General features: G+C 44.9%; 12 protein-coding genes and 7 pseudogenes. 12 read left to right on the forward strand and 7 right to left on the reverse strand.

The window, feature by feature from the left end; genetic code table 11:
* Positions 1 to 496: 496 nt before the first annotated feature.
* The 7 genes and pseudogenes from aroQ to fis form a co-directional block, all read left to right on the forward strand.
* A complete protein-coding gene (gene aroQ, locus BCU57_RS20650; RefSeq protein WP_010435475.1) occupies positions 497 to 946 on the forward strand; it encodes a type II 3-dehydroquinate dehydratase in 450 nt (149 codons plus the stop codon).
* A gap of 74 nt (positions 947 to 1,020) precedes the next feature.
* Positions 1,021 to 1,476, forward strand: coding sequence for an acetyl-CoA carboxylase biotin carboxyl carrier protein (gene accB / locus BCU57_RS20655; RefSeq protein ID WP_016769213.1), 456 nt, complete (start codon positions 1,021 to 1,023; stop codon positions 1,474 to 1,476).
* 15 nt (positions 1,477 to 1,491) lie between these two features.
* On the forward strand, positions 1,492 to 2,835 hold the full coding sequence (accC, locus tag BCU57_RS20660; protein ID WP_010435495.1) for an acetyl-CoA carboxylase biotin carboxylase subunit: 1,344 nt from the start codon (positions 1,492 to 1,494) through the stop codon (positions 2,833 to 2,835).
* A gap of 189 nt (positions 2,836 to 3,024) precedes the next feature.
* Positions 3,025 to 3,908 (forward strand): annotated as a pseudogene (gene prmA, locus BCU57_RS20665) (50S ribosomal protein L11 methyltransferase).
* Between the two features lie 184 nt (positions 3,909 to 4,092).
* Positions 4,093 to 4,512: pseudogene (locus BCU57_RS20670) on the forward strand (tRNA-dihydrouridine synthase).
* Positions 4,496 to 4,863: pseudogene (locus BCU57_RS20675) on the forward strand (tRNA-dihydrouridine synthase). The pseudogenes BCU57_RS20670 and BCU57_RS20675 overlap by 17 nt, the downstream one beginning before the upstream one ends.
* Before the next feature lie 234 nt (positions 4,864 to 5,097).
* Positions 5,098 to 5,328, forward strand: a pseudogene (gene fis / locus BCU57_RS20680) (DNA-binding transcriptional regulator Fis); the annotation flags it as partial.
* A 224-nt stretch (positions 5,329 to 5,552) separates the two neighbouring features.
* Here the strand turns inward: fis and BCU57_RS20685 are convergent.
* From BCU57_RS20685 to BCU57_RS20695, 3 genes are read right to left on the reverse strand one after another with little or no spacing between them, the layout of a single operon-like run.
* Complete coding sequence (locus BCU57_RS20685) at positions 5,553 to 5,678, reverse strand: hypothetical protein (protein WP_413211492.1); 126 nt, start codon at positions 5,676 to 5,678, stop codon at positions 5,553 to 5,555.
* Positions 5,671 to 5,796: a hypothetical protein gene (locus BCU57_RS20690; protein WP_413211493.1), complete on the reverse strand. Its 126-nt coding sequence runs from the start codon at positions 5,794 to 5,796 to the stop codon at positions 5,671 to 5,673. Before BCU57_RS20690 ends, BCU57_RS20685 begins: the two co-directional genes overlap by 8 nt.
* A complete protein-coding gene (locus tag BCU57_RS20695) occupies positions 5,786 to 5,857 on the reverse strand; it encodes a MerR family DNA-binding transcriptional regulator (protein WP_413211500.1) in 72 nt (23 codons plus the stop codon). Before BCU57_RS20695 ends, BCU57_RS20690 begins: the two co-directional genes overlap by 11 nt.
* A gap of 320 nt (positions 5,858 to 6,177) precedes the next feature.
* On the opposite strand from BCU57_RS20695, the pseudogene purH (BCU57_RS20700) reads away from it, so the two are divergent.
* From purH (BCU57_RS20700) to purD, 5 genes and pseudogenes are all read left to right on the forward strand, one after another.
* Positions 6,178 to 6,870, forward strand: a pseudogene (gene purH, locus BCU57_RS20700) (bifunctional phosphoribosylaminoimidazolecarboxamide formyltransferase/IMP cyclohydrolase); the annotation flags it as partial.
* 56 nt (positions 6,871 to 6,926) lie between these two features.
* On the forward strand, positions 6,927 to 7,043 hold the full coding sequence (locus tag BCU57_RS20705) for a hypothetical protein (RefSeq protein ID WP_413211494.1): 117 nt from the start codon (positions 6,927 to 6,929) through the stop codon (positions 7,041 to 7,043).
* A pseudogene (purH, locus tag BCU57_RS20710) lies at positions 7,030 to 7,527 on the forward strand (bifunctional phosphoribosylaminoimidazolecarboxamide formyltransferase/IMP cyclohydrolase); the annotation flags it as partial. The gene BCU57_RS20705 and the pseudogene purH (BCU57_RS20710), both read left to right, overlap by 14 nt.
* Positions 7,528 to 7,602: 75 nt before the next feature.
* Positions 7,603 to 7,776 carry a hypothetical protein gene (locus tag BCU57_RS20715; protein WP_413211495.1) on the forward strand — a complete coding sequence of 58 codons (174 nt, stop codon included), beginning with the start codon at positions 7,603 to 7,605 and terminating at the stop codon, positions 7,774 to 7,776.
* 83 nt (positions 7,777 to 7,859) lie between these two features.
* A pseudogene (gene purD / locus BCU57_RS20720) lies at positions 7,860 to 9,196 on the forward strand (phosphoribosylamine--glycine ligase).
* Between the two features lie 130 nt (positions 9,197 to 9,326).
* Here purD and BCU57_RS20725 read toward each other — a convergent pair.
* The 4 genes from BCU57_RS20725 to BCU57_RS20740 all read right to left on the reverse strand — a co-directional run bounded on the left by BCU57_RS20725 (position 9,327) and on the right by BCU57_RS20740 (position 10,351).
* Positions 9,327 to 9,545 (reverse strand): DUF1481 domain-containing protein, encoded by a 219-nt coding sequence (locus tag BCU57_RS20725; protein ID WP_413211496.1) that lies wholly within the window; start codon positions 9,543 to 9,545, stop codon positions 9,327 to 9,329.
* Complete coding sequence (locus BCU57_RS20730) at positions 9,502 to 9,717, reverse strand: DUF1481 domain-containing protein (protein ID WP_413211497.1); 216 nt, start codon at positions 9,715 to 9,717, stop codon at positions 9,502 to 9,504. The genes BCU57_RS20725 and BCU57_RS20730 overlap by 44 nt, the downstream gene beginning before the upstream one ends.
* A gap of 31 nt (positions 9,718 to 9,748) precedes the next feature.
* On the reverse strand, positions 9,749 to 9,985 hold the full coding sequence (locus tag BCU57_RS20735) for a DUF1481 domain-containing protein (RefSeq protein WP_413211498.1): 237 nt from the start codon (positions 9,983 to 9,985) through the stop codon (positions 9,749 to 9,751).
* A gap of 93 nt (positions 9,986 to 10,078) precedes the next feature.
* Positions 10,079 to 10,351, reverse strand: coding sequence for an HU family DNA-binding protein (locus BCU57_RS20740; protein WP_413211499.1), 273 nt, complete (start codon positions 10,349 to 10,351; stop codon positions 10,079 to 10,081).
* Between the last annotated feature and the right edge of the window lie 411 nt (positions 10,352 to 10,762).

Genomic DNA, 10,762 nt, shown 5'->3' on the forward strand with positions numbered 1-10,762 from the left:
GATGTCCTGCACTGGACCGACTCGCTACCGAAAACGTTCAGGGTAAAATCTTGCGCCGTATCCTGCGTAAGATTGCGACTGGCGACACAGGGAACCTAGGTGATACTTCGACACTAGCAGATCCAAGTGTGGTCGATAAGCTCATCGCAGAGAAAGCCGAACTGGCATAATCAACCAGCAACACGAGCTAATTACCGTTTAAAACAGGCTCATCCTAAACCGTCACCTATGTGGCGGTTTTTTTTATGGCTGATCTTGATCTCAAATATCTCCCACAAAATTAAGGATACAACGGTTTTTTGTTAAGTTGGTAACAATTCCATGTTGTATCAATAGGAGATTAGACCAGTAAATTGCTGCGATTTGCGCTGAATTAGCTATAATCTGGTTCTAATTTTTAATTTTGGGTTTTTCTCACTGGAAATTAACCCCAAATTTTCAATAAAATGGCAACATTCACGTTCGTAAACACGATAAAGGAAGATAGCCCCCCACGATGTCTACAAAGTTTCGCATTCTAGTTTTAAATGGCCCAAACCTTAACCTGTTAGGCCTTAGAGAGCCTGCACACTACGGTTCTCAAACACTTGACCAGATTATTAGCTCATTGACAGAGCAAGCGAAAGCACACGATGTTGAGCTATCTCACTTACAGTCAAATCGTGAGTATGAGCTGATTGAGGCTATCCATAGTGCTTATCAAAATGTTGATTTCATTATTATCAACCCAGCAGCCTTTACACATACCAGTGTGGCACTGCGTGATGCACTACTTGGTGTAGCTATCCCATTTATTGAGGTTCATCTATCGAATGTTCACGCACGTGAACCATTCCGTCACCACTCATACCTATCTGATAAAGCAGAAGGTGTGATTTGTGGCTTAGGTGCTCAAGGTTATCAATTTGCTTTGACCGCTGCGCTCAGCAAGCTCAACTCAAAGTAAACATAAACAACGAACTATTACTAACCTACTCAGTCATAGAGTAAGTTCAATTAACAGATAAAGAGAAAGAAACAATGGATATTCGCAAAATCAAAAAGCTAATCGAATTGGTTGAAGAGTCTGGTATTTCTGAGCTAGAAATCTCTGAAGGTGAAGAGTCAGTACGAATCAGTCGTAACAGTACTGCACCTGTTGCACCGATTCAATATGCAGCAGCTCCAGCTCCTGTAGCAGCGGCAGCAGCTCCTGCGGCGGCACCTGTAGCAGCAGAAGCAGCGGCTCCTGCAGTTCCAACTGGTCACCAAGTTCTTTCTCCAATGGTTGGTACTTTCTACGGCGCTCCAAGCCCAGATGCAAAACCATTCGTTAAGGTTGGTCAATCTGTAACTGCTGGCGAAACGCTATGTATCGTTGAAGCAATGAAAATGATGAACCAAATCGAAGCTGATAAATCTGGTGTGGTAACCGCAATCCTTGTTGAAGACGGTCAGCCAGTAGAATTCGACCAAGCTCTAGTAATTATCGAATAATAGAGAGCACTCATTATGTTAGATAAATTAGTAATCGCGAACCGTGGTGAAATTGCACTACGTATTCTGCGTGCATGTAAAGAACTTGGTATTAAAACGGTAGCGGTTCACTCAACTGCTGACCGTGATCTTAAGCATGTACTACTTGCAGACGAAACCATTTGTATCGGTCCAGCTCGTGGTATCGATAGCTACCTGAACATTCCTCGTATCATCAGCGCAGCTGAAGTAACAGGTGCAGTCGCTGTCCACCCAGGCTACGGCTTCCTATCTGAAAATGCAGACTTTGCAGAACAGGTAGAACGCAGTGGTTTTATCTTCGTTGGCCCTAAAGCTGAAACCATTCGCATGATGGGTGACAAAGTGTCAGCTATCACGTCAATGAAGAAAGCTGGCGTACCTTGTGTACCCGGTTCTGATGGCCCTCTTGATGATGACGATGCAAAAAACAAAGCGCACGCTAAGCGCATTGGTTTCCCAGTTATCATCAAAGCATCTGGCGGTGGCGGCGGTCGTGGTATGCGTGTTGTTCGTTCTGAAGCAGAACTAACAGAAGCTATCGCAATGACTCGTGCAGAAGCAAAAGCTTGTTTCAACAACGATATGGTTTACATGGAGAAATTCCTAGAAAACCCACGTCACATTGAAGTACAAGTACTTGCAGATGGCCAAGGCAATGCTATCCACCTAGGTGAACGTGACTGTTCTATGCAACGTCGTCACCAGAAAGTTGTGGAAGAAGCACCAGCCCCAGGTATCACTGAAGAGATGCGTAAGTACATCGGCGAACGCTGTACTCGTGCATGTCTTGAGATTGGTTACCGCGGCGCAGGTACATTTGAATTCCTATACGAGAACGGTGAGTTCTACTTCATCGAAATGAACACTCGTATCCAGGTTGAGCACACGATTACTGAAATGGTAACAGGTATAGACCTAGTGAAAGAGCAACTGCGTATTGCTGCAGGTCAGCCTCTATCATTTACACAGGATGATATTAAGCTGCGTGGTCACTCAATCGAATGTCGCATCAACGCGGAAGATCCTGTTCGTTTCCTACCTTCACCAGGTAAGATTCAACGCTTCCACGCTCCAGGCGGCATGGGTGTACGTTGGGAATCTCATATCTACACGGGTTACACAGTACCACCACACTACGATTCAATGATTGGTAAGCTGATCACTTACGGTGAGAACCGTGATGTTGCTATCGCTCGTATGAAGAACGCATTGGGTGAGATGATTATTGAAGGCATTAACGTTAATACTGAGCTTCAATTGGCTATTATGAACGACGAAAACTTCCAACACGGTGGTGCAAATATCCACTACCTTGAGAAGAAGCTTGGTCTCCAATAGAAGCTAGCCTCTATCATTCGTTCTTTTAAGAACAGGTAAAATGCTCACTTCGGTGGGCATTTTTTTGTTTTAGAGCACTCGAAAAAATCAATCGATAATCCCTTTTATATTCCATGGGGTTTTTGGTGAATTTGCTCATATTTTCTGCTAGACTCGCCATCCAATTTTTCTCATATAGAAGATGCAGCCATACCTTGGATTCAAATCAAGCTTAATGCTACCAATGAAAATGCCGAACAGATCGGCGACATGTTAATGGAAGAGACTGGTGCTCTTTCCGTAACTTTCCCCGATGCACAAGGTACCTCTGTATTTGAGCCTCTGTCGAGTGAAACTCGCCTTTGGGGTGATACTGACATTCTCGCGCTTTATGACGCTGAGACTGATACAGGTGTCGTCCTAGCACAGATTAAAGCTGGCAACATTTTCCTACTGACTTTGCTCATAAAGTAGAGCAAATCGAAGACGAAGACTGGGAACGTGAATGGATGGATAACTTCCACCCAATGAAGTTTGCGGTGAGCGTCTTTGGTTGCCTAGCTAGCGTGATATCCCAAAACCAGACGCAGTAAACGTCATGCTGGACCCTGGTCTGGCGTTTGGTACGGGTACTCACCCAACCACCGCATTGTGTCTTGAGTGGCTTGAAGGCCTAAATCTAACAGGAAAAACCAATCGACTTCGGTTGTGGCTCTGGCATCCATGCGATCGCTGCAATCAAACTTGGCGCAGCAAGAGTTATCGGGATCGACATTGATCCTCAAGCTCTGCTGGCTTCAAAAGACAACGCACAGCGCAACGGCGTGGCAGACCAATTAGACGTATTCTTACCACAAGATCAACCTGAAGGTTTGCTAGCTGACGTTGTGGTTGCCAACATTCTTGCAGGTCCATTACGTGACCTTTCAAGCATCATGAAAGGCCTAGTTAAGCCAAATGGTGCACTAGCGATGTCAGGTGTTTTAGATACACAAGCGGAAGATGTAGCGACTTATTATCGTGATGAACTTCACATTGATCCGATCATTGAACAACAAGAATGGTGTCGCATCTCAGGTCGCAAGCAAGGCTAGACAAGACTTTGGGCGCTAATTGACTGAAATTTAAGCGAATTACAAAAACAAATTGTAAATGCTCAAATATTAGTCTTTTCACGCAACGAAAAAATGCGTAAAATGCGCCCTTGCTGGTAGAACTGTGATGACATTTTGAAAATCGGAAATTATCAACTTAAGAACAAATCTAATCGTCGCTCCTATGGCTGGCGTAACGGATAGACCATTCCGTGAGTTGTGTCTTCATTTCGGTGCGGGGATGGCAATCAGTGAAATGATGTCCTCCAATCCGAAAAGTTTGGAAAACGTCAAAGTCTCAGCAGCGTATGGTACATGAAGGCGAATCGGGCATTCGTTCAGTACAAATCGCTGGTGCAATCCACAACTTATGGCCGAGGCTGCTCAATTTAATGTGGATAACGGTGCGCAAATCATCGATATCAACATGGGATAACCAGCCAAAAAAGTGAATAAGAAGCTTGCGGGCTCAGCCCTACTTCAGCATCCAGAACTCATTGAAGAAATTCTGAAAGCTGTGGTAAATGCTGTCGACGTTCCAGTAACGTTGAAAACGCGAACAGGCTGGGATACAGACAATAGAAACTGTGTCTCAAATTGCTAAAATAGCCGAAGACTGCGGCATACAAGCTCTTGCCCTCCATGGAAGAACACGCGCTTGTATGTACAAAGGTGAGGCAGAATACAAACACATTAAAGCAGCGAAACAAGCAGTATCTATTCCGATCATCGCTAGCAGTGATATCGATAGTCCGGAAAAAGCGAAGTTGTGGAGTACACTGGCGCTGATGCTTTAATGATGGGTCGACCTGCGCAAGGACGTCCTTGGATTTTTAACGAAATCCTACACTATTTGGAAAACAGTACCACGATGGATCCCTCCCCGATTTCGGAAGTGAAGGACATCATGCCTGGTCATGTGCATGCACCACATGAATTTTATGGAGATTTTTAGGCCCTCGCATCGCTCGTAAGCATGTGGGTTGGTACCATTTAAAAGAACATGAACAAGCGAGTGGTTCGCCATACCTTCGAAGCATTCGAAGCAGGTGATCTGCAGCTTGAGGCGCTAGAAGGTTTTGATAACGTTGCACCATAATTACGAGAAGAGCTAGACCGAATATGTTCGAGCTAAATCTGACTTCAGAAGCATTGACAGTAACTACAGTTACATCCCACGATCCAAATCACGCAGAAGCCACTACGTGCGTCAGTTAAAGCATCATTGAAAAATTACCTTGCTCAATTCAACGGTCAAGAAGTCAGCGAGTTATACGAATTAGTATTAGCTGAAGTTGAACAGCCACTACTGGACACTATCATGCAATACACTCGCAGTAATCAAACTCGCGCAGCAACCATGATGGGTATTAACCGCGGTACTCTTCGCAAGAAACTTAAAAAATACGGCATGAACTAATCGTTCTTTCGTAATTTTTTTGAATGAAAGCAAGCTCATTTTTGAGTTTGGCTTTTTTTTGGCTTATAGTTCTTCAATTAGCCGCAGGTTAGTCTCAGAGCGACAACAGCGTCCTTTATCAATGTTTTGCAGAGTCCAAGGCGGCTAAAATAGAACAATGGCTTGCGTTGTCGTCTATGTGGCCACAGCAGGCATCGTTAATCTTCTTCAGTGCCGTGCGAATCTTAGTAAGCTCTGCAATTATCTTTCTCATCAATCATCTCCAATTTGGATGAGGTAATCGATTTCACTTCAGCGCTGTGTTGCGTCGCTTCAAGGCGAATCTCGAGCAATTCTTTGATCTCATCCAAACTCCAACCCTAACTCTTTAGATTTGAGATTAAAGGTCACCTGTTTTTGAGTTATTTCATCATACAGACGATAACCTGACTCACTGCGACTGGCTGGTGCAATCAGGTTATTTTTCATAAAACCGTAAGGTATCGGCTGTCACACCGCATCGTTTCGCCAATTCGCCGATCTGAAACATGTTTTTTCCCTATTCTTTCGTCCATTCCACAATTAACCTTGTTGTTACTTTTCAGGTTGAAATGACACTTTTCATAATTAATTTTGAGATGCCAAACGATTGCGCGAGCTTTTTGTAATAAATTAGTTAGAATCTGCGCCATCAAATTTGGAGTTGGTTATCTTATAGCTTGATCATAAGACACCCAAGGTCTTTACCAAAACTGGCCAATATTTTATCTCTTACTGGTATCTAAGATAACCCATGTTAAGAAGGTAGAAACAAGTTCTTTTTTGGCAAATATCTTTATTTTAACCCATGAATTTGAGGAAGATGGAAGCATGAATAACGCTCGTCCAATTCGCCGCGCTCTAATCAGCGTATCAGACAAAACTGGTATCGTTGAATTTGCACAAGCTCTTGCTAACCGTGGTGTAGATATCCTATCTACCGGTGGCACTGCTCGCCTGCTTGCTGAAAAAGGCATCTCTGTTACAGAAGTATCTGACTACACTGGTTTCCCAGAAATGATGGATGGCCGTGTTAAGACTCTGCACCCAAAAGTTCATGGTGGTGTTCTAGGCCGTCGTGGCCAAGATGATGACGTGATGGAAACTCACGGTATCAACCCTATCGATATGGTTGTTGTAAACCTATACCCATTCGCAGAAACCGTTGCTAAAGAAGGTTGTACCCTTGCTGATGCAGTTGAGAACATCGACATCGGTGGTCCAACAATGGTTCGCTCCGCAGCGAAAAACCACAAAGACGTGACTATCGTTGTAAACGCACACGACTACGAGCGCGTTGTCGCTGAAATGGACGCGAACGAGAAATCTCTAACGCTAGAGACTCGCTTCGACCTCGCTATCGCAGCATTCGAACACACGGCTTCTTACGACGGTATGATCACCAACTACTTCGGCACTATGGTTCCTAGCTACGGCGAGAACAAAGAAGGCGACGAAGAGTCTAAATTCCCTCGCACGTTCAACCAACAGTTCGAGAAAAAACAAGACATGCGCTACAGTGAGAACAGCCACCAAGCAGCAGCATTGTCTACGTTGAAGCAAACCCTGAAGAAGCGTCAGTGTCTACTGCTCGCCAAATTCAAGGCAAAGCCCTTTCTTACAACAACATCGCTGATACTGACGCAGCACTTGAGTGTGTGAAAGAGTTCGACCCAGCCAGCATGTGTGATTGTTAAGCACGCTAACCCATGTGGTGTAGCACTAGGTGAAGACATCCTAGAAGCTTACGACCGTGCATTCAAAACAGACCCAACGTCTGCATTTGGCGGCATCATCGCTTTCAACCGTGAACTAGATGCTGCAACAGCAACGGCTATCTGAGAGCGTCAATTCGTTGAAGTTATCATTGCACCATCAGTTTCTGCTGAAGCAGTAGAAATCGTAGCGGCTAAGAAAAAAACCTTCGCCTACTTGAGTGTGGTGAGTGGACAACGAAGACAACCCGGCTTTGACGTTAAACGCGTTAACGGTGGTTTGCTGGTTCAGACCGCGACCAAGGCATGGTGTCTGAAGATGACCTTAAAGTGGTTTCTAAGCGCCAACCTACGGCTGAAAGAGCTAAAAGATGCCCTATTCTGCTGGAAAGTAGCGAAATACGTTAAATCTAACGCTATCGTTTACTCGAAAGGCGACATGACAATTGGTGTCGGCGCTGGCTAAATGAGCCGCGTTTACTCTGCGAAAATCGCAGGCATCAAAGCGGCAGACGAAGGTCTACAGGTTGAAGGTTGTGTAATGGCATCGGACGCGTTCTTCCCATTCCGTGACGGTATCGACGCGGCAGCAGAAGCTGGCATCAAGTGTGTTATCCAACCAGGCGGCTCTATGCGTGATGACGAAGTTATCGCAGCAGCAGACGAACACGGCATAGCGATGATCTTTACGGGCACACGTCACTTCCGCCACTAATATTTAGTTTATCTAAACGATTAGTAGCTATCAAGCCTCTCAATTTTGAGGGCTTTAAGAATTAAAGACTTAGGGATTGAAACATGAACGTATTAATCATCGGTGCTGGCGGTAGAGAACATGCTTTGGGTTGGAAAGCGGCACAAAACCCAAATGTCGAAACGGTATTCATCGCTCCAGGTAACGCAGGTACTGCACTTGAGCCAGGAAACTTGAGAACGTAAACATCGGCGTTGAAGACATCGCTGGTTTAGTCTCGTTTGCTCAAGAGAAAAAAATCGAACTGACCATCGTTGGCCCTGAAGCGCAATGGGTTATTGGGGTCGTTGACGCATTCCGCGAAGTAGGTCTTCCTATCTTTGGTCCAACTCAAGCGGCAGCACAGCTTGAAGGATCTAAAGCATTCACTAAAGATTTCCTAGCTCGTCATGACATCCCAACAGGTTACTACCCAAACTTCACTGAGATTGAGCCAGCTCTCGCTTACGTACGTGAGCAAGGCGCTCCAATCGTAGTAAAAGCGGACGGCCTTGCAGCGGGTAAAGGCGTTATCGTTGCGATGACCCTTGAAGAAGCAGAAGACGCAATCAAAGACATGCTAGCAGGCAACGCATTTGGCGAAGCAGGCAGCCGCGTGGTTATCGAAGAGTTTCTTGAAGGCGAAGAAGCAAGCTTCATCGTAATGGTTGACAGTTCTAGCGTCCTTCCTATGGCCACCAGCCAAGATCACAAACGTGTTGGCGACAAAGACACAGGCCCTAACACAGGTGGCATGGGTGCTTACTCTCAGCCCCAGTGGTAACGCCTGAAATCCACAACCGTATCCTTGAGGAAGTTATCTACCCTACGGTACGTGGTATGGACGCAGAAGGTGCACCTTACACTGGTTTCCTTTACGCTGGACTAATGATCGATGCTGACGGCACACCTAAGGTTATCGAATACAACTGCCGCTTCGGCGACCCAGAGACGCAACCTATCATGATGCGTATGGAATCGGATCTTGTTGAGCTTTGCCCTAATGGCTATCGACGAGAAACTCGACGAAGCAGAGTCTAAGTGGGATCCACGCGCGTCTATTGGTGTCGTTCTTGCAGCTGGCGGTTACCCTGCTGACTACGCAAAAGGTGACGTTATTTCACTACCAACAAGCGAAGTTGAAGGCCAAAAGGTTTTCCGTACGGGTACGACAAATAGCGAAGCTGGCGATGTGGTGACAAACGGTGGTCGTGTACTTTGTGCGACTGCACTCGGTAACACGGTTTCTGAGGCTCAGGAACGCGCTTACGCGTTGACTAAGCAAGTTAGCTGGAATGGTATGTTTCACCGCAATGACATCGGTTATCGTGCGATTGCGCGCCGAACAAGAGCAGTAATCAACATCATCATTCAGCTAGATTCGATATCAGCAAATGAATAACTGCAATTGAATAAAAGAAAAAGGCGCCTCAACAGGCGCCTTTTTTTACCGATTAGTGAAATTATGTGCTGACTAATCAGCGCCCCGGCCTATAGTAAGGCAAAATACTCTTATATCTTTTCAATGTTCTTTACTCTTTCAGTAAAGATGGTCTTGCAATGCACTGATGGTTATCATCTGCCAACATCAAGAATTCAGCGACTGATAATTTTCTAAGAGATCCCTTGCCGACAAAAGCACCATAGCTTTCTACAGACGACAAACGGTTAATCACAAAATTAGGCAATGTTTGGTTGAACTCAATGTCAGTAAATTGCTGACCAGAACAAGTCTGAAACATCTTTACCATTCCAGTAACCCTGTAAAAGCTCTAACCCCTGCATCATTTTGCTTCTCAGTAACGTCGGAGGCAGATGCGCTTCCTGTTTAAATCTGTCCAGTTGAACCGACTGTAGCGGTAGGACTTTTCCATCAAGGCGATATTGCTGGTATACCGCTTCACCAGATTGATTGAAACGCATGCACACTATACGGAACTAATGAGAGTAAAGGTCATCGCGTAGCTCGCCCTTCACGGACAAATTCACGAAGCACATCTTCTGACCAAGCATAGTCAGTTTTGTACCAGCCGTAATCGCCCATAGTGACATAGTCAGCAGAGGTATGAGGTTGCGTTAGCTTGTTAGTGACCCAGTAGAAACTCGTCGCATCGCCCATAACTTGGCCGCCGGTGTGGGTTTCAAATTGCTCTAGGTTGGTGCGAGGACTGGTTGGGAGAGAAACAGCCAATGAGAAATGTAGATAACAGTGAAACGAGAAGAAATGCTTTTTTCATAAAACCTGTACCGAGGTGGAATACGACTACCTCGGTACAGTTTTAGATTATTTCACTGAATCTTTCAGCGCTTTACCTGCAACAAATGCTGGAACATTTGCCGCAGCGATTTGGATCTCATCACCAGTTTTGAGTTTACGACCAGTGCGAGCTGCACGGTGGTTTACTTTAAAAGTACCAAAACCAATTAGCTGAACTTGATCGCCGTCTTTAAGAGCATCTGTAACACCACCAAGAGTCGCTTCTAGAGCAGCTTTAGCTTGTGCTTTAGAAAGGTCCGCTTTTTCAGCAATAAAGTCGATTAATTGAGTCTTGTTCATTTTAGGTTTCCCTTCTTTGTATTTTTGAATTCAATTCACTCTAAAACATAAATGCCCCATCTGGCAAAGGTTTGTCGTCGATCTTTAGCTCTAATGCCGGAGTTTTTAGCCATAATATGAGTAATAACTCACAATTTGTTACTGAATTTCGATGGCAGCCCTTGTTTAAAGGGCTGAGAGCAAATTAATGATGACCTAACCACTACTTTATCTCTATAATCCACGCTGAATCGCTGCTAAAGCGTACAATTTAATTTAAGGGCAAACATGCTGCTGCTAACTATTTACGTCTCCATTGCCATTGGAGTTTCTTTTATTTGTTCTGTTTTGGAAGCTGTACTTTTGAGTATTAGTCCGAGCTATATTGCTCAACTAAAACAAAATGGGCACCCTGCAACAGAGTCATTAGAC

The organism is Shewanella sp. 10N.286.48.B5 (assembly GCF_002874355.2).
In the GTDB taxonomy this organism is placed as follows: domain Bacteria; phylum Pseudomonadota; class Gammaproteobacteria; order Enterobacterales; family Shewanellaceae; genus Shewanella.

Excerpts from the sequence above, each read along its gene's own strand:
- BCU57_RS20740 (WP_413211499.1), bottom strand. The coding sequence starts at position 10,351 with ATGAACAAGACTCAATTAATCGACTTTATTGCTGAAAAAGCGGACCTT.
- accB (WP_016769213.1), top strand. The coding sequence starts at position 1,021 with ATGGATATTCGCAAAATCAAAAAGCTAATCGAATTGGTTGAAGAGTCT.
- BCU57_RS20730 (WP_413211497.1), bottom strand. The coding sequence starts at position 9,717 with ATGCGTTTCAATCAATCTGGTGAAGCGGTATACCAGCAATATCGCCTT.
- BCU57_RS20715 (WP_413211495.1), top strand. The coding sequence starts at position 7,603 with ATGGCATCGGACGCGTTCTTCCCATTCCGTGACGGTATCGACGCGGCA.
- BCU57_RS20725 (WP_413211496.1), bottom strand. The coding sequence starts at position 9,545 with ATGGTAAAGATGTTTCAGACTTGTTCTGGTCAGCAATTTACTGACATT.
- accC (WP_010435495.1), top strand. The coding sequence starts at position 1,492 with ATGTTAGATAAATTAGTAATCGCGAACCGTGGTGAAATTGCACTACGT.
- BCU57_RS20690 (WP_413211493.1), bottom strand. The coding sequence starts at position 5,796 with ATGAAAAATAACCTGATTGCACCAGCCAGTCGCAGTGAGTCAGGTTAT.
- aroQ (WP_010435475.1), top strand. The coding sequence starts at position 497 with ATGTCTACAAAGTTTCGCATTCTAGTTTTAAATGGCCCAAACCTTAAC.